Annotated in this window: 16 protein-coding genes; 10 read left to right on the top strand and 6 right to left on the bottom strand. The window is 75.4% G+C overall.

The genetic code is table 11. From position 1 onward, the window contains the following. Positions 1-51: 51 nt before the first annotated feature. The 3 genes from meaB to AB0L25_RS33095 are packed head-to-tail and all read right to left on the bottom strand — an operon-like array spanning position 52 to position 5,080. Positions 52-1,032 (bottom strand): methylmalonyl Co-A mutase-associated GTPase MeaB, encoded by a 981-nt coding sequence (gene meaB, locus AB0L25_RS33105; protein WP_500176691.1) that lies wholly within the window; start codon positions 1,030-1,032, stop codon positions 52-54. Beyond that, on the bottom strand, positions 1,029-3,260 hold the full coding sequence (scpA, locus tag AB0L25_RS33100) for a methylmalonyl-CoA mutase (RefSeq protein ID WP_500176690.1): 2,232 nt from the start codon (positions 3,258-3,260) through the stop codon (positions 1,029-1,031). The genes meaB and scpA overlap by 4 nt, the downstream gene beginning before the upstream one ends. Next, complete coding sequence (locus tag AB0L25_RS33095) at positions 3,260-5,080, bottom strand: methylmalonyl-CoA mutase family protein (RefSeq protein WP_500176689.1); 1,821 nt, start codon at positions 5,078-5,080, stop codon at positions 3,260-3,262. Before AB0L25_RS33095 ends, scpA begins: the two co-directional genes overlap by 1 nt. A gap of 133 nt (positions 5,081-5,213) precedes the next feature. On the opposite strand from AB0L25_RS33095, the gene AB0L25_RS33090 reads away from it, so the two are divergent. The 5 genes from AB0L25_RS33090 to AB0L25_RS33070 all read left to right on the top strand — a co-directional run bounded on the left by AB0L25_RS33090 (position 5,214) and on the right by AB0L25_RS33070 (position 9,337). After that, on the top strand, positions 5,214-6,392 hold the full coding sequence (locus AB0L25_RS33090; protein WP_500176688.1) for an acyl-CoA dehydrogenase family protein: 1,179 nt from the start codon (positions 5,214-5,216) through the stop codon (positions 6,390-6,392). A 145-nt stretch (positions 6,393-6,537) separates the two neighbouring features. Further along, positions 6,538-6,747: an HGxxPAAW family protein gene (locus AB0L25_RS33085; RefSeq protein WP_500176687.1), complete on the top strand. Its 210-nt coding sequence runs from the start codon at positions 6,538-6,540 to the stop codon at positions 6,745-6,747. A 2-nt stretch (positions 6,748-6,749) separates the two neighbouring features. Beyond that, positions 6,750-6,932, top strand: coding sequence for a hypothetical protein (locus AB0L25_RS33080; RefSeq protein WP_500176686.1), 183 nt, complete (start codon positions 6,750-6,752; stop codon positions 6,930-6,932). A gap of 122 nt (positions 6,933-7,054) precedes the next feature. Beyond that, positions 7,055-8,176 (top strand): carboxylate-amine ligase, encoded by a 1,122-nt coding sequence (locus tag AB0L25_RS33075; RefSeq protein ID WP_500176685.1) that lies wholly within the window; start codon positions 7,055-7,057, stop codon positions 8,174-8,176. Positions 8,177-8,353: 177 nt separating this feature from the next. Beyond that, on the top strand, positions 8,354-9,337 hold the full coding sequence (locus AB0L25_RS33070; protein WP_500176684.1) for an anti-sigma factor RsbA family regulatory protein: 984 nt from the start codon (positions 8,354-8,356) through the stop codon (positions 9,335-9,337). 28 nt (positions 9,338-9,365) lie between these two features. Here AB0L25_RS33070 and AB0L25_RS33065 read toward each other — a convergent pair whose 3' ends face one another. Both AB0L25_RS33065 and AB0L25_RS33060 read right to left on the bottom strand, forming a co-directional pair. After that, positions 9,366-10,277 (bottom strand): phosphotransferase, encoded by a 912-nt coding sequence (locus AB0L25_RS33065; RefSeq protein ID WP_500176683.1) that lies wholly within the window; start codon positions 10,275-10,277, stop codon positions 9,366-9,368. 10 nt (positions 10,278-10,287) lie between these two features. Next, entirely contained in the window at positions 10,288-11,223 is a 936-nt protein-coding gene (locus tag AB0L25_RS33060; protein ID WP_500176682.1) for an EamA family transporter, read from the bottom strand. 80 nt (positions 11,224-11,303) lie between these two features. Here AB0L25_RS33060 and AB0L25_RS33055 point away from each other — a divergent pair, with 80 nt between their 5' ends. Then, the gene (locus tag AB0L25_RS33055; protein ID WP_500176725.1) at positions 11,304-12,212 is read left to right on the top strand and encodes a LysR family transcriptional regulator; all 909 of its coding nucleotides are present in this window, start codon (positions 11,304-11,306) and stop codon (positions 12,210-12,212) included. A 24-nt stretch (positions 12,213-12,236) separates the two neighbouring features. On the opposite strand, the gene AB0L25_RS33050 is transcribed toward AB0L25_RS33055, so the two are convergent. Further along, positions 12,237-12,773, bottom strand: coding sequence for a hypothetical protein (locus AB0L25_RS33050; protein WP_500176681.1), 537 nt, complete (start codon positions 12,771-12,773; stop codon positions 12,237-12,239). A 238-nt stretch (positions 12,774-13,011) separates the two neighbouring features. Between AB0L25_RS33050 and AB0L25_RS33045 the strand changes: the two genes are divergently transcribed. The 4 genes from AB0L25_RS33045 (at position 13,012) to AB0L25_RS33030 (ending at position 17,321) form a co-directional block, all read left to right on the top strand. Continuing rightward, the gene (locus tag AB0L25_RS33045) at positions 13,012-13,461 is read left to right on the top strand and encodes a hypothetical protein (RefSeq protein WP_500176680.1); all 450 of its coding nucleotides are present in this window, start codon (positions 13,012-13,014) and stop codon (positions 13,459-13,461) included. Positions 13,462-13,835: 374 nt separating this feature from the next. Continuing rightward, on the top strand, positions 13,836-14,729 hold the full coding sequence (locus AB0L25_RS33040; RefSeq protein ID WP_500176679.1) for an SAM-dependent methyltransferase: 894 nt from the start codon (positions 13,836-13,838) through the stop codon (positions 14,727-14,729). A 119-nt stretch (positions 14,730-14,848) separates the two neighbouring features. Next, positions 14,849-16,105 carry an acyltransferase family protein gene (locus tag AB0L25_RS33035; protein ID WP_500176678.1) on the top strand — a complete coding sequence of 419 codons (1,257 nt, stop codon included), beginning with the start codon at positions 14,849-14,851 and terminating at the stop codon, positions 16,103-16,105. A gap of 52 nt (positions 16,106-16,157) precedes the next feature. Beyond that, on the top strand, positions 16,158-17,321 hold the full coding sequence (locus tag AB0L25_RS33030) for a PucR-like N-terminal domain-containing protein (RefSeq protein WP_500176677.1): 1,164 nt from the start codon (positions 16,158-16,160) through the stop codon (positions 17,319-17,321). Position 17,322: the final 1 nt, after the last annotated feature.

The raw sequence follows: 17,322 nt of genomic DNA, 5'->3' as shown, positions 1-17,322 counted from the left end.
TCGTGACAACGCGTGGTTTCGGACGGACGCTCGGTCCCCGGCGGCCGGACCTCAGCGGCCCCGCGCGAACGCCTCCAGGATGCGGTCGGCGGCCAGCGCGGGGGTGAGGGCGCCGTCCGCGACCTCCTGCTCCAGCTCGGGGGCGATCTTGCGGACGTCCGGATCGGCGTGCAGGTCGGCGAGCAGCCGGTCGCGGACCATCGCCCACGCCCAGCCGACGAGCTGGCGGCGCCGCCGGGCGTCCAGCTCGCCGCTCTCGCGGAGGGCGTCCTGGTGGGCGGCGATCTCGTCCCACACCCGCTCGAGCCCGGTGCCCTCCCGGGCGCTGCAGGTGAGGACGGGGATGTCGCGGTGGCGCTCGTCGCCGCGCAGCATCCGCAGGGCGCCCGACAGTTCCCGCGCGGCCCGCTTCGCCTCGATCCTGTGCTCGCCGTCGGCCTTGTTCACCGCGATGACGTCGGCCAGCTCGAGGACGCCCTTCTTGATGCCCTGGAGCTGGTCGCCGGTGCGGGCGAGCGTCAAGAAAAGGAACGAGTCGACCATTTCCGACACGGCCGTCTCGGACTGCCCGACCCCGACCGTCTCGACGAGGACGACGTCGTACCCGGCGGCCTCCATCACGACCATCGCCTCGCGGGTGGCCTTGGCGACGCCGCCGAGCGTCCCGGCGGTCGGCGACGGCCGGATGAAGGCGTTGTCGTCGGCGGAGAGCCGCTGCATGCGGGTCTTGTCGCCGAGGATGCTGCCGCCGGTCCGCGTGGACGACGGGTCCACGGCCAGCACCGCGACCCGGTGCCCGCGCCCGGTGAGCAGGGTGCCGAGCGCGTCGATGAACGTGGACTTGCCGACCCCCGGCACGCCGGTGATGCCGACGCGCCGGGCGCCGCCGGCGTGCGGGGTCAGCTCGACCAGCAGCCGCTGCGCGAGCGCGCGGTGGTCGGGGCGGGCCGACTCGACCAGCGTGATCGCCCGCGCGATCCACGCGCGCGAGCCGTCCCGCACCCCGGCGACGTAGTCCTCCAGGGGCCTCACCGGTCGCCGTTCTCCCCCGCCTTCTCGTGGCCCAGCCGCGCGGACAGCTCGTCCAGCAGGCCCTGCGCGGCGTCGGCGAGGACGGTCCCGGGCGGGAAGATCGCGGACGCTCCGGCGGCGCGCAGCTCGTCGAAGTCCTGCGGCGGGATCACCCCGCCGACGACGATCATGACGTCCTCGGCGCCGAGCGCGGCGAGCTCCTCGCGCAGCGCGGGCACCAGCGTGAGGTGGCCGGCGGCGAGCGAGTTGACGCCGACGATGTGCACGTCGGCCTCCACCGCCTGCCGGGCGACCTCGGCCGGGGTCTGGAACAGCGGGCCCACGTCGACGTCGAAGCCGAGGTCGGCGAACCCGGTCGCGATCACCTTCTGGCCGCGGTCGTGGCCGTCCTGCCCCATCTTGGCGACCAGGATGCGCGGGCGGCGCCCCTCGGCCTCCTCGAACGCGGCGGTCGCGGCGCGCGCCCGCTCGATGCCCTCCGCGGGCCCTGCCTCGTCCCGGTACACACCGGAGATCGTACGGATCTGCGCGGCGTGCCGCCCCCACGCCCGCTCCAGGGCGTCGGAGATCTCGCCGACGGTCGCCTTGGCGCGGGCGGCGTCGATCGCGAGGGTGAGCAGGTTGTGCTCCAGCCCGGACGGGCGGTTCCCGTTCGTCGCCGCGTCGGCGGCGGCGGTCAGCGCCGCGAGGGCCGACTCGACCGCGGCGCCGTCCCGCTCCTCGCGGAGCCGCCGCAGCTTGTCGAGCTGCTGCGCCCGGACGGACGCGTTGTCGACCTTGAGGACCTCGATCTGCTCCTCGGCGTCCGCGCGGTACTTGTTGACGCCGATGACGGGCTGCCGCCCGGAGTCGATGCGGGCCTGCGTGCGGGCCGCGGCCTCCTCGATCCGCAGCTTCGGCAGCCCCTCGTCGATCGCCTTCGCCATGCCGCCGGCCTGCTCGACCTCGGTGATGTGGCCCCAGGCGCGGCGGGCGAGGTCGTAGGTGAGCCGCTCGACGTAGGCGCTGCCGCCCCAGGGGTCGATGGCGCGGGTCGTCCCGGACTCCTGCTGCAGCAGCAGCTGCGTGTTGCGGGCGATGCGGGCGGAGAAGTCGGTCGGCAGCGCGAGCGCCTCGTCGAGCGCGTTGGTGTGCAGCGACTGGGTGTGGCCCTGCGTGGCGGCCATCGCCTCGATGCAGGTGCGGGCGACGTTGTTGTAGACGTCCTGCGCGGTCAGCGACCAGCCGGACGTCTGCGAGTGCGTCCGCAGCGACAGCGACTTCGGGTTCTTCGGGTCGAAGCCCTTGACGAGCTTCGCCCACAGCAGCCGCGCGGCGCGGAGCTTCGCGACCTCCATGAAGAAGTTCATCCCGATCGCCCAGAAGAACGACAGCCGCGGCGCGAACGCGTCGATGTCGAGGCCGGCGTCGCGCCCGGCGCGGATGTACTCGACGCCGTCCGCGAGGGTGTAGGCGAGCTCCAGGTCGGCCGTGGCCCCGGCCTCCTGGATGTGGTAGCCGGAGATGGAGATCGAGTTGTACTTCGGCATCTTCTGCGAGGTGTACTCGAAGATGTCGGAGATGATCCGCATCGACGGCTGCGGCGGGTAGATGTAGGTGTTGCGGACCATGAACTCCTTGAGGATGTCGTTCTGGATGGTCCCCGCGAGGGCCTCCGGCTTCACCCCCTGTTCCTCGGCCGCGGCGATGTAGAGCGCCAGCACCGGCAGCACGGCGCCGTTCATCGTCATCGACACGCTCATCTTGTCGAGCGGGATGCCGTCGAAGAGCTGCCGCATGTCGTAGATCGAGTCGATCGCGACCCCGGCCATGCCGACGTCCCCGGCCACGCGCGGGTGGTCGGAGTCGTAGCCGCGGTGGGTGGCGAGGTCGAACGCGACCGACAGGCCCTTCTGCCCGGCGGCGAGGTTGCGCCGGTAGAAGGCGTTGGACTCCTCCGCGGTGGAGAACCCGGCGTACTGGCGGATCGTCCACGGCTGCGTCGCGTACATGGCGGGGTAGGGACCGCGCAGGTACGGCGCGATGCCGGGCAGGGTGCCCAGGAAGTCGACGCCGCCGAGGTCGTCCGCGGTGTACAGCGGAAGGACGTCGATGCCCTCGGGGGTGTCCCACGTCTGGGCCTCGGGCTCCTTGCCGGTGGCCTCGGCGACGGCCGCGCGCCACCGGGCGGCGGCGTCGGCCGCGGGCGGCGGCGTCCCGAGCTCGATGTCGCTGAAGTCGGGGATCATCACTTCACTCCCAGATCGTGGAGGGTCGTCTCCAGCACCTCGACCGCGTCGCATCCGGCGAACACGTTGGCGTCCACACCCTCGTACGTTCCCTTGCCCGCGAGCCAGACCCGCTTCGCGCCCGCGTCCTTGAGCGTGCGGGCGGCGTCCGCGGCCCGCTCGGCGTACACCTTGTCGCCGGAGCAGACGCACGCGACCGACGCGCCGGACGCGGCGAACTCCTCGGGCGGCCCGGTCACGGTCTCGACGCCGCCGGCCTGGAACAGGTTCGCGGCGAAGGACGCCCGGGCGGTGTGGACGGCGATCGGTCCGAGCGTCGCCAGGAACACCGTCGGACGGGCGCCGGTCGCGTCCGCGTGGGCGTCGGAGCGGTCGCGGAGGGCCTCGAAGTCCTGCGCGTACGTCACGACGGGCAGCCCGCCGCCGGGACGGGAAGGTGCGGGCTCCCGCTCGGGCAGCCGCTCGGCGAGGTTCGGGAACTCGCTGACGCCGGTGAGCGGCGCCTTGCGCCGCGCGATGTCCCGGCGGCGCCGCTCCCACGTCGCGGCGACGCGATCGGCGACCAGCCCGGACTCGAGGGCGGCGGCGAGGCCGCCGGCCCGCTCGATCTCGGTGAAGCGGTCCCAGGCGGCGCGCGCGAGGTCCTCGGTGAGGCGCTCGGCGTACCAGGAGCCGCCCGCCGGGTCGACGACGCGGGCCAGGCTCGACTCCTCCAGCAGCAGCGTCTGGGTGTTGCGGGCGATGCGGCGGGCGAAGTCGTCCGGCAGGCCGAGGCGCGCGTCGAACGGCAGGACGGTGACGGCGTCGGCGCCGCCGACCCCGGCGGCGAACGCGGCGACGGTGGTGCGCAGCATGTTCACCCACGGGTCGCGGCGCGTCATCATCGCCGCGGACGTCACCGCGTGGATCCGCGCGGACGTCCCCTCCGCCGCGCCGCTCACCTCGGCGACGCGCGTCCACAGGCGGCGCGCGGCGCGGAGCTTGGCGATGGAGGAGAACTGGTCGGCGTTGACGGCGAGCCGGAACTCGATCTGCGCGAACGCCTCGTCCACGCCCAGCCCGGCGTCGGTGAGGGCCCGCAGGTAGGCGACCCCGGCGGCGACGGCGGCGCCGAGCTCCTCGGCGTCCGAGCCGCCCGCGTCGTGGTAGGGGGTGCCGTCGGCGACGATCGCGCGCAGCCGCGGGAACTCGCGGGCGCAGCGGGCGGCGAGCGCGGCGGCGTCGCCGAGCGGGCGGGCCGTGCCGGTGCGGGCCGCGAGACCGAGCGGGTCGAGCCCGAGGTTCCCGGCGACGGCGTCGGCGTCGCCGCGCTCCGCCGCCAGCGCGAGGAACGCCTCGGCGGCCTCGGCGCCCTGCTCCCCCGCGTCCAGCACGACGGGCGCGAGGCCGAGCAGGACGCCGCGCAGCGCCTCGGGCAGCGCGGCGACGGGCGGGCCCGCCTCGCCGAGCCGCAGCCAGATCGAGGTCGCGCCGTTCTCCAGATCGGCGAGGATCGCCTCCCGGGTGACCGCCGGGTCGGGGTGGTCGTGCCGCTGCCGGACGTCCCAGCCGGCGAGGCCCTCGCCGTCCGGCCGCACCTCGCGGACGTACGGGGCGAGTCCCGGCCGTCCCGCGGGGGCGTCCTCGACGGCGTACAGGGCGCCGATCGGCACGCCGTCGTACGACTCGCGGGTCAGCAGACCCTCGATCTCCTCAAGGGGGGTGTCGTCGGTCGCCGCGCCGGACTTGCGCAGCACCCCCTTCACCATCTCCCGCCACCGGTCCCGCTCGACCGGGGGGAAGGCGGCGGCCAGTTCGAGTTCTTCAGGCGGCACCGTCATGCCCTGGATGGTAAGCGAGCGCATACCGGGCGTTCGCGGGCGGGGTCCCGGTGGCCGGGAGACCCGTCGGAGGGCGCGCGCCGGACGTCCGGCGCCTCAGGTTAGGGGCCGGGTCACCGGGAAGGTGGCCCGCATGACCTTGGATTCCCTTCCCGGTGACCTCTATCACATGCAGGACCTCCTCGACGAGCGCGAGCAGGAGATCGTCGGGCGGGTGCGGACCTTCCTGGAGGAGAAGGTCGCGCCGATCGCGAACGACTGCTGGGCCCGCGCGGAGTTCCCGTTCGACCTGATCCCCGGGTACGCCGACCTGGGCGTCGCCGGCCTGCCCTACGAGGAGTGCCCGGGCGAACGGCCCAGCAGCCTGCTGACCGGGTTCCTGGCGATGGACATGGCCCGCGTCGACCCGTCCATGGCCACGTTCTTCGGCGTCCATTCGGGCCTGGCGATGGGCAGCATCGGCCGGTGCGGGTCGCCGGAGCAGCGCGCGCGGTGGCTGCCCGCGATGGGGCGGATGGAGAAGATCGGGGCGTTCGCGCTGACCGAGCCGGAGGGCGGGTCCGACGTCGCGCTGGGCCTGCGCACGACGGCGCGGCGCGACGGCGACCACTGGATCCTGAACGGCGCCAAGCGGTGGATCGGCAACGCCACGTTCGCGGACCTCATCGTCGTGTGGGCGCGCGACGCCGACGACGGGCAGGTGAAGGGTTTCGTGGTCGGCAAGGACACGCCGGGGTTCACCGCCACCCGCATCGAGAACAAGATCGCGCTGCGGACGGTGCAGAACGCCGACATCGTGCTCGAGGACCGCCGGGTGCCCGAGGAGGACCGGCTGGCGGAGGCCCGGACGTTCCGCGACACCGCCGCCGTGCTGCGCCGGACGCGCAGCGGCGTCGCGTGGCAGGCGGTCGGGGTGATGCTCGCCGCGTACGAGATCGCCCGCCGCTACGCGGTCGAGCGGGAGCAGTTCGGCCGGGTGATCGCCGAGTTCCAGCTCGTCCAGGACCTGCTGGTGCGGATGCTGGGCAACGCGACGGCGTCCCTCGGCATGGTGGTGCGGCTCGCGCAGCTCCAGGACGCGGGCATGTACCGCGACGAGCACTCGGCCCTCGCGAAGGCGTACTGCACCACCCGGATGCGCGAGGCGGTCGGCTGGGCGCGCGAGCTGATGGCGGGCAACGGCATCGTCCTGGACTACGACATCGGGCGGTTCGTCGCCGACGCGGAGGCGCTGTACTCCTACGAGGGCACCCGGGAGATCAACACCCTGATCGTCGGCCGCGCGGCGACCGGCCACGGCGCCTTCGTGTGACGGGCCGGTCCGGGGGTCCGGTCCGGCGGGCCGGTCGGCGGGACGGTACGGGCACCCCGGAAACGCCCGTGCGGACGGGCGTTGCTAGAGTTCGGCCACGTAGATCGAATCCCCACCGGAACCTGCTAGAGGGAAGACAACGCGCATGTCGAGCGGCAGCCACGCCGGGCGCCCGAAGTCCTGGGTCGCCGTCACCATCATCTTCATCGGTTTCGCCATCGGCGGCGCGGGACTCGTCATGGGGCCGAGCTGGGTGGTCTTCGGCGCCGGCGCCGCGGTGATCGCCCTCGGCGGAGTGGTCGCCCTCGCCGTCGACATCATGAGCGACGTCGTCGTCGACGAGCCCCGCGCGTAGCGATGTTCGGCCGCCCGCCGCTGGAGGAGCGGATCGCCGCCCGCCAGCGCGAGCTCGGGCCGCTGAAGCAGGGCAAGTACTTCCCGCACGGCCCGGCGAAAATGCTGTTCATCGCCAGCCTGGCGATCGTCGTGATCACGCATCTCGCGGCCCTCGCGGTGCTGTGGATCGACTCGGGGCCCTGACACGCCGAAAAGGCAGGTGCCAAGCCGCCGTCCGTCACGTAACGTCGAAGTGATGTGCCGTCGCGGTGACGCGGCTGTGACGTGACAGGCGGCCCGCGGCGCGCACGAGCCGAGGTGGTGGGATGGCGCCGCGTTTCGGAATCGAGGAAGAGTACTTCGTCGTCGATCCGGGCACGCGGGAGGTCGTCCCCCGCGCCGCCGACGTGGTGCGCCGCGCCGCGGCGACGCTGGGCGAGCGGGCGTCCACCGAACTGGTCGGCTTCCTCGCCGAGGCCAAGACCCCGCCCTGCGACGACCTGGTGAAGCTCGAGGAGCAGATCCGGCAGATGCGGGCCGCGATGGCGGGCGCCGCCGCGGCCGAGGGCCTGCGGCTCGCCGCGACCGGCACGCCGGTGCTCGGCGACCTCGTCCCCGCGCCGATCAGCGCGGGCGCCCGGTACGCCGAGAGCCGGGCGACCTACCGCGGCCTGGACGACGAGCAGTGCATCTGCTCGTGCCACGTGCACGTCGAGATGCCCGACCGGGAGCGCGCGGTCCTCGTCGGCAACCACCTGCGGCCCTGGCTGCCGACGCTGCTGGCGCTGGCGGCCAACTCGCCGTTCTGGGCGGGCCGCGACACCGGGCACGCCTGCTGGCGGGCGCTGACGTGGGCGCGCTGGCCGGTGGCCGGGCCCCCGCCCTACTTCGCGTCGCTGTCCCACTACGAGGAACTGGTCGCGTCGCTGCTGGAGTGCGGCGCGCTCATGGACACGGGGACGATCTTCTGGGACGTCCGGCCGTCCGCGCGGCTCCCGACGGTGGAGGTGCGGGTCGCCGACGTGGCGCTGACCGCGGCGGACGCGGCGGCGCTCGCCGGGCTGATCCGGGCGCTGGTGGAGCGGGCCGCCGCCGCCGTCGACGCCGGCGATCCCGGGCCCGCGCCGCCGCAGGAGATGCTGCGCGCCGCGTACTGGCTGGCGGCCCGGGACGGGACCGCCGGGACGGGCCTGGACGTGCGGACCGGGCGGCCCGCCGCGCAGCGGGACCTGGCCGCCGGGCTGCTCGCCCGCGCGGCGCCGGCGCTGCGCGACAGCGGCGACGCGGTGAGCGTCGCGCGCGGGGTCCGGCGGCTGCTGGCGGGCGGGACGGGCGCCGAGCGGCAGCGCGCCGCGCACCGCAGGCGGGACCGGCTCACGGACGTCGTGGACGCCGCGCTGCTGCCGGAACCGGCGGGACCAGCGCCGTGCTTCCGGCAGGTAACGTAGCGGAAATGATGCGAAACATCCCGTTTTCGCATTTCGCTGCGGGGTAACCGATAGGTGAACGGCGTTCACCGAGGCAGGGGGCAGGCCATCGACGGGGTCCATACCGCACCGCCGCCGGATCGCGCGTACGCTCGGGCCGATGGACGAGATGGGGGATCCGGGCGGGGCGGCGACGCGATGAACCCCGCGGACACGAGTTTCACGAGCACGACGGCGCCAGATCCCGGCGCGGACGGCGACGCGTTCGTCCACCCCGCGCTGTTCTACGGCAGCGACGAGGAGTACCTCGCCGGCACCGTCCCGTTCCTCCGGGAGGGCGTCGCGGCGGGCGAGCCGGTCGCCGTGGCGGTGCCCGGCGAGAAGCTGGCGGCGCTGCGGGACGCCCTCGGCGGCGACGACCCGGACGGCGCGGCGGCGTCCGTCACCTGGCTCGACATGACCGAGGCGGGACGCAACCCGGGCCGCATCATCCCCGGCGTGCTGCGCAACTTCGCCGACCGGCACCGCACCGGACGGGTGCGGATCATCGGCGAGCCGATCTGGCCGGGCCGGTCGGAGACCGAGTACCCGGCCTGCGCCCAGCACGAGGCGCTGATCAACCTGGCGTTCGCGGGGCGGCGCGTGTCGATCCTGTGCCCGTACGACGCGACCCGGCTGGACGACCGCGTGCTCACCGACGCCCGCGCCACGCACCCGGTGCTCATCGACGCGGACGGTGAGCGGGAGAGCGGCGACTACGCGCCGGAGCGGATCGTCCACGACTACAACCGGCCGCTGCCGCCGCCCGCCGAGGCGTACCGGATCGACTTCGATCTCGACGCGCTCCCGCGGGTCCGGGAGTTCGCGTGGGCCTGGGCGGCGCGGCTCGGCCTCGGCCCGGACGCCGCGGGCGACATGGAGCTGGCCGTCAACGAGCTGGCCGCGAACTCCTGCCTGCACGGCGGCGGCGCGGGCACCGCGCGGATCTGGGCCGAGGACGGCCAGGTCGTCTGCGAGGTGCGGGACGCCGGGACGATCACCGATCCGCTGGCGGGGCGGATCCCGGTGGAGATGAGCCCGCACGGCGGCCGGGGGATCCTGCTCGTCAACCACCTCGCCGACCTGGTGCGCGTGCACACGGGCCCGGACGGCACGGCGATCCGCGTCTACATGCGCGCCTGACCGTCCCGGGCGGCGCCGGGAGGACGGCTCAGGGGGCGAGCACCCGCCCGATCCCGGCGAGCGACTCGCCGAGCAGGGCCGCGAGCCCTTCGGACGCGGCGTACTCGGCCAGCGTCGCGGTGATGAACAGCGCCAGCACCCGCGCCGCCCGTTCCCGGTCCGGCGGCACGGGCCCGTAGGCGTCCAGGAACGCGGCACGGTCGCCGCCGGCGAACGCGGCGTAGGCCACCGACAGGTCCACGGACGGGTCGGCGCGGCAGACGTCGCCCCAGTCGATCACTCCCGCGGCCTCCCCCGCGGGCCCGATCAGGACGTGCCGGACGTGCAGGTCGCCGTGCACGATCACGGGTTCCCCGGCGGGCGGTGCGGCGTCGCGGGCGGCGTCCAGGAAGCCGCGGACGGCGGCGTCCGGCTCCCACAGGCCGAGCGCGGCGAGCCGCGCCAGCCGCTCGGCGGCCGCCGCGGCCCGGTGGGCGGGGTCGCCCCGCCGGAAAGGGTCCACGGGCAGCCCGGCGCCCGCGACCGGAACGAGCGCGGGGTCGTGCAGCGCCCGCAGGAAACCGCCGACGGCGGCGGCGATCGGCGCGCGCCGCCCGTCCGGCGGCCGGGCCTCGGCGAGCTCCCGGCCCGGGACGAGCCGCGCGCCGAAGAACGGCCACGGGAACCCGCCGCCGGGCTCCCCCACGTAGCGCGGCACGGGGATCGGCAGCGGCAGGCGCGGCGCCAGCGCGGCGAGCGTCGCGATCTCGCGCTCGACGCCCGGCACGGCGATCTTCCTGCGCGGGAACCGGAACGCCCAGTCGCCGCCGACGCGGAACACCGTGTTGTCCCAGCCGGTCGCGAGCGGCTCGACCGGCGCGCCGCGCAGGTCCGGGAACCGCTCCCCCACGAGCGCCGCCGCGGCGCCGGCCGTCATCTCGTACTCGGCCGCCCATTCCATGGGCCCGACGTTAGCGCGCGGGCTCCGCGGCGGCCTCCCGTTCCGCCCCCGCCGGGACCGCGGGCAGGACGTCCTGCGGCGGCGGTGGCTCGCGGCGGCCGGTGAGCCAGACGGCGGCGACGACCAGGGCGCAGCCGGCGAGCTGGGCCGGCGCGGGCCGCTCGGCCAGGACGACGGCGCCGAGCAGCACGGCGAGCACCGGCTGGAGCAGCAGCAGCGCCCCGCCGACCTCGGCGCGCAGCCGCGGCAGCCCGGCGTTGATCAGCAGCCAGCCGCAGACCTGCCCGGTCACCGCCAGCGCGGCCAGCCAGCCGAACGCGGCCCAGCCGGGCGTGAGGTCGACGCCGTGCCAGGGGACGCCGACCGCGACGGACGCCGCGCCCGCGCCGAGCGTCGCCAGCAGCACGGGCCGCGCCCGGTGGGGCCCGCGCCGCCCGCCGACGCGCGTCAGGAACAGGTAGCCGCCGTAGGCGACCCCGGCGCCGACGCCGTAGAGCGCCCCGCGCAGCGGGTCGGCGGCGTGGGGCCCCTGGTCGGCGAGGCCGGCCGCGAGCGCGACGCCCGCGAGCATGACCGGGAGCGCCACCGCGAACGCCCGCGACGGGCGCTCCCGGAAGGCGGCCAGCGCGAGCAGCGGCACCACCACGACCTGCACGTTGACCAGGACGGTCGCGATCCCCGCGCCGACGCCCTCGATGGCCGCGCCCCACAGCACCAGGTCCACGCCGAGCAGCAGCCCGGCGGCGACGTCGAGGAGACCGCCGCGCCCGGGCCCGACGCGCCGCCGCTCCCACCGGACGAGCGGCAGCAGCAGCGGCACCGCGAGCGCGCAGCGGAAGAACGCCGCCGTGCCGGAGGAGACGCCGGAGAGCCCGACGAAGATCGCGGACGCGGAGATGAACGCGGCGCCGGCGATCACCAGGAGCCGCGGGTCGATCCTTCGCACGCGCTCCACGCTGCCGCAGTAGAACAGTTAGCACAAGCGACGCTTTTTAACCCTGAATCGGTAGCCTTCCTACCGTGACGATGAACGTCGAACGGCTGCGCGCACTGCACGCGGTGTCGGTGCACGGCACGATCGCGGCAGCCGCCGAGTCCCTGCACGTGACGCCGTCCGGGGTGTCGCAGCAGCTCGCGAAGCTCGAACGGGAGACCGGGCACCGGCTGCTCGAGCCGCGGGGCCGCGGCGTGCGCCTCACCGGCGCCGGGCACGTCCTGGCCGGGCACGCGGCGAAGGTCCTGGCGCAGCTGGCGGCCGCCCGCGCGGAGCTGGACGGGCTGCGCGAGGACGCGGTCGGGCCCGTGCGGCTCGGCTCGTTCGTCACCGCGGCCCGCGCGGTGCTGCCGCCCGCGCTCAGCGCGCTGCGGGACCGCCATCCGCGCCTGTCCCCCACCCTCCAGGAGGGCGAGGCGGAGACCGTCCTGCCCGCCCTGGTCCGCGGCGACATCGACGTGGCGGTGGTGGAGAGCTGGGACACGCTGCCGACGCCGGTCCCCGCCACGGTGTCGCGGCTGCTCCTGGCGTCGGACGTCATCGACCTCGCGCTCCCCGCCGGCCACCCGCTGGCCCGGCGGCGGTCGGTCGACCTCGCCGAGCTGCGCGGGATGCGGTGGGCGGCGTGGACGGCGGGCGGCACCTGCGAGCGGCAGCTGCTGCAGACGCTCCGCGAGCACGGCGCCGACCCGGTGATCGTCTGCAACGTCGCCGACTACCCGACGCAGCTCGCGTTCGTGGCCGCCGACCTGGCCGCCGCGCTGATCCCCCGGCTCGGCCGCGACCCGGTCCCCGGCGGGGTGCGGATGCTCGCCACCCGCCCCGCCGTCCGCCGCACGATCTACGCCGCCTGGCGGACGGACGCCGACCGGCCGGCGGTGCGGGCGTGCGTCGAGGCGCTGCGCGCGGTGGCGGAGCGCCTCGCCGACGAGCCCGCCTGAGCCCGCCTGAGCCCGCCGCGCCGCTCAGGACCGGCGGCGCGGCCAGTGGACCCGGCCGCGCGGCTTGAAGATCGACAGGCCGGCGGCCACCAGCAGCATGGCGAGCTGGGCGGCGACCACCGCGACCTCCCGCCAGCTGCGCGCGGCGTCCGGGAGGGTCCCGTCGGCCGCGGCCTCCGCCATCGCCTCGGGCTGCCCCAGCACCGCCCCGAACAGGATCGTGGTGACCAGCAGCAGCAGTTTCGCGAACACCCACCAGTGCCGCAGCACGCCCCACTTGCTGCCCAGGCCGAGCGCGATCCCGCTGGCCAGCGCGATGAAGCTCAGCGGGATCCCGCCGCCGAACACCAGCACGGGCATCAGCCGGTACGCGGGCTCGACCAGCGCGGCGTCCGCGGTCAGCGTCGCGGTGAGGTTGAGCATGACGAGCGCCCACACCTCGCCGACCAGCGCCACGGACGCGAGGACGTGCACCAGCAGCAGCGTCTTGCGGACGGCCGGACGCGGACGCCACGCCCGTCCCGCGGGGCTCCTTCTCGGGGCGGCTTCCTGAACCGACATCTCACGACTCCTCGCTCTCGGTACGACCCTGCGATGGTGCGCGGCCGTCACCGGGGCCGTCGTCGGGTGTGCGGATGCTCCGGGGGGCCGCCGCCGGGAGCAGGGCCCCGGAGAGCGGCTGCGCCCGGCGGGGTAGCCGGCCGGGGATGCCGAGAATTGACCGCGCCCACGGGTGCGCGTGGGAATCGGCGGGAATGAAGGGTTGCGCCCGGACTTCACCCGATCCTTGTGGGGAACGATGCGTTTTCTTGCTCGCGCGCACCAGATGCCCGCCCGCCTGGTCGTGGGCGCGTTCATCTTGAACTCGGGGCTGTCGAAGCTGAAGGGCGACCCGGGGACCGCGGACTACATCCACGGCACGGCGAAGACGGCGTACCCCTTCCTGGCGTCGAAGGACCCGCAGCAGTTCACCCGGATGCTCGGGACGGCCGAGGCGGCCCTCGGCGGCGCGCTGATGGCGCCGTTCGTCCCGACCGTGCTCGCGGGCGCCGCGCTCACCGCGTTCGCGGGCGGCCTCACCGGCCTCTACCTGCGGCTGCCCGGGATGCACGAGAAGGGGAGCATCCGGCCGACCCAGGACGGCATCCCGCTTGCGAAGGACACGTGGCTGGCCGGGATCGGCGCGACACTCGTGCTCGAGGAGCTGACCCGGACCGCCGAGGACGGCCGCGGGCGCCGCCGCCGCTGACAACGCGCCGAGAACACCGCCCCACGGTTCGTATGGCGAGATGCGCCATACGGCACCCCCGTAGGTCGGCGGATACCGACAAGCCTTCACACCGGCCGTCAACTCGCTGTCATGGCCGGAAGCGGCCAATCCGGCGGAACGCTCTCCCTCTCGCCCGGATCACTCCCGCCCTCCCCCGCGACCGCCTCTTCCTGCGGCGGCGCGCTCGCCCCGCCCGGCCCGCCGCGCCGCCGCCGAAACGCGCGTGACCCGATCCGGTCACTCTCCGCGAGCGTTTCGGTCCGCCCGGACACCCGGCCCCGCGCGATCCGCCTGGGGCGTTCTACCGTCGATGGCAGCCACCGCACTTGCTCCCCAGAGGAAGGCGACAGGTGATGCCAGGGACGGCCACGAGCGGACGGACCCCCGGCCGGGGGCCCGCGGACGGGCGGGCGCCCGCCGCCGCGCTCGGACCACCACCGGAGCGCGGGCCGCGTCCCGCGCCCGACCTGCGGCGCCCGGGCCTCGCCCGGGTCCAGGACCGCCTGCTCGGCGGCAAGGACAACTACGCCGCCGACCGCGACCTCGCCGACCGGCTGCTCGACGTGCTGCCGGGCGCGGCCGCGGCGGCCCGGGACGGCCGCGCGTTCGTCGCCCGCGCCGTCCGGACGCTCGCCGCGCGCGGCGTCCGGCAGTTCCTCGACCTCGGCTGCGGCCTGCCCACCGACGACAACCTGCACCAGATGGCGGCCCGGTACGTCCACGGCCCCCGCGTGGTGTACGTCGACGGCGATCCGCTGGTCATCGCGCACGCCCGCGCCCGGCTCGCCGCCGACGGCGTCGCGGCGCTGCGGGCGGACCTGCGCGACCCGGCGGCGATCCTGGCCAGCGCGGAGGTGCGGCGGCTGATCGACCCCGCCGAGCCGGTCGCGCTCGTGTTCTCGTCCGTCCTGCACTTCCTGCCCGACCCGCACGGGCCCGTCGCCGCGCTGGCGGCGGCGGCCGCGCCGGGCAGCGCGCTGGTCGTCGCGCACGCCACCGGCGACTTCGCGCCCGCCGCGACGGCCGAGGCGGTGCGGCTGTACCGGGACGCGGGCGTCCCGCTGCATCCGCGCGGCGCCGGGGAGGTCGGGAGGCTGCTCGGACCGTTCGCGCCGCTGCCGCCCGGCGTGACCCCCGCGGCGGCGTGGCGTCCCGACCGGCCGCACCTTCCGGCCGGCCCGCCCCTCCTGTACGCGGCGGTGGGCGTCCTCCCCGGCGGCACCGGACAGGGGACGTTCCGCCACTGATCGCCCGATCTCGGCATGAACCGGGCGGCGACACGCCGCAAGGGCGACGACCTGGCGTTCAGCGGACGTTCAGGGGGCACTGGGCGGAGCACCGGGGAAGGGCCCCTAGGGTGGCCGGGATGCCGGCGAACACTCTGACCCCACCGGACACTCGGATCGACGCGCCCGCGGCGAGCCGGCCGCGGATGGGCTGGCTGGACGCCCTGCGCGGGATCGCCGCCCTGGTCGTGGTCTTCGAGCACTCGCTCGACGTGCTGCTGCCCGAGGTCCGCGCCACCGCGAGTCCCTGGTTCGACTTCGGACGCTACGGCGTCTTCGTCTTCTTCCTCGTCAGCGGCTACGTGGTGCCGTTCTCGCTGGAGCGGCGCGGCAGCGTCCGCGCGTTCTGGGTCGGGCGGTTCTTCCGCCTGTACCCGGCGTGGGCGGTGTCGGTGGCGCTCGCGCTGGCGCTCGCCGTGGCGGGGCTGGGCTACGGCCTGCCCGCAGCGCTCGGCGACCGGCCGTGGACGGCGGCGCTGGCGCACCTGACGATGCTGCAGGACCTCCTCGGCGTGCCGAACGTCGTCAACGTGTTCTGGACACTGTCGTACGAGATGATCTTCTACCTGCTGGTGACGGCGATGTTCGTCGCCGGGGTGAAGCGGGCCAGCGCGCGGGTCGCGCTCGGGTTCGGGGTCGCGGCGGCCCTGCTCGGCGTGGTGCTGCCGCAGCAGATGCTGGCGGCCCGCTGGCCGGACGGCACGACGCTCGTCGCCGCGATCGTCCTCGCGGCCGGGCTCGCGGCGCTGTTCGGCGGCCCGACGGTCCGGCGGATCGGCGTCGCGGTGGTGGCGACGCTGGCGCTGACGCTGCTGGTGCTCAACAGCCGCATCGGCGGGGTCGAGAGCCTGTGCATCATCGCGACGATGTTCGCCGGCACGGCCGTCCGCGGGCTGCAGGACGGCCGGCTGCGGGCGTGGCCCGCCGCCGCGATGATCGCGGTGGTGCCGGTGCTGACGCTGCTCGCGGGTCTGCGGCCGCCGCCCACCTGGTCGCAGCACGGATACCCGGAGTCGCTCGGCCTCGACTGGTCGCTGGCGGTCGCGGCGGCCTGGCTGACGTTCCTCGCGGGCCTCGCCCTGCGGCACCGGACGATGCCGCGGGCGCTCGTCTGGTCGGGCCTCGTCAGCTACTCGCTGTACCTGCTCCACCCGCTGGTGATCCAGGCGGTCTGGTCGGCCTCCGGCGGGGATCCGGACTCGCTGCCGGCGGCGGAGCGGCTCGGCTGGGGCGCCGTGCTGGTGGCAGGCGTACTCGGGTCGGCCGCGCTCGCGTACCGGTACGTGGAAAAGCCCGCGCAACGGCTGGGCAAACGGCTGACGCGGCCCCCGGCGTGACAGCGATCACCCCGGCCGCCTAAGGTGAGGCCGTCCCCGGAGGGAGGTCTTCGTGGTCGGTTCCCTGCCCGACGAACTGCCCGGCATGCTGCGCCAGCACGTGCAGGAGGCCGTCCGGGAGATGGAGCGGGAGATCCGCGAGCAGGTCCCCGAGTACTCCGGCGACGACGGCGAGTACGCCGAGCGGATCGAGCGCGCGGTCCGCGACGCGGTCGCGTTCTTCGTCGACTCGGTCGACCATCCCGACGCCGACCCCCGCAAGCTCACCGAGCTGTACATGCGGCTCGGCGAACTCGAGGCCCGGCAGGGCCGCGGCCTGGACGCGCTGCAGACGGCGATGCGGGTGAGCTGCCAGGTCGCGTGCCAGCGGTTCATCATGGACGCCTACCGGCTCGGCTGGTCGCGGGAGACGCTGGGCCGCCTCACCGACTCGCTGTTCATGCTGGTCTCCCGGATCGCCGACGCCGCCGCGCAGGGGTACGCGCGCGAGCAGGGCCAGCTGGCGACCGCGCGGGAGCGGCGCCGCGAACGGCTCCGCGACATGCTGATCATCGAGCCGTCCCCCGGGCACGAGGCGATCGCCGAGCTGGCGGTCGCGGCGCGCTGGGACCTGCCGAAGAGCATCGGCCTGATCGCCCTCCCGGCGGGCGCGCCCGCCGGGGCCCGGATCCTGCCGCCGTCGGTGCTGGCCGACTGGGACGCGCCCATCCCGTTCCTGGTGGTGCCCGACCCGGACGGCCCCGGGCAGGAGCGGCTGTGGCCCGCGCTGCGCCGGCTCGGCACCGCCGCGATCGGCCCGACGGTGCCCGTCGCGCAGGGCGCGGTGTCGCTGCGGTGGGCGCGGCACGCGCTGACGCTGATCGAGCGGGGGATGCTGCCGCGCGGCGAGCCGGTCCGCTGCGCCGAGCACGTGTCGTCGCTGGCGACGCTCGCGGCCGAGGAGCTCGTCGGCGCGACCGCGGGCGCCGTCCTCGGGCCGCTGCTGGAGCTGCCCCGCACGCGGCGGCAGCCGCTGGCCGAGACGCTGCTGACGTACCTGCAGTCCGGTGACAACGCCGTCGTCGCGGCCGAGCGGCTGCACATCCACGAGCAGACCGTCCGGTACCGGCTGCGCCGCATCCACGAGCTGACCGGCGGCCGGTTCACCGAGCTCGACGGCCGGCTGGACGTGATGCTGCTGCTCAGCTGGCTCGTCCGGTCCGGCGGAACCGGCTGAC

It is taken from the genome of Spirillospora sp. NPDC052242, assembly GCF_040679555.1.
Taxonomy (GTDB): domain Bacteria; phylum Actinomycetota; class Actinomycetes; order Streptosporangiales; family Streptosporangiaceae; genus Spirillospora.
The sequence above is the reverse complement of the archived record's forward strand: the minus strand, read 5'-3'. Positions and strand labels throughout refer to the sequence as shown.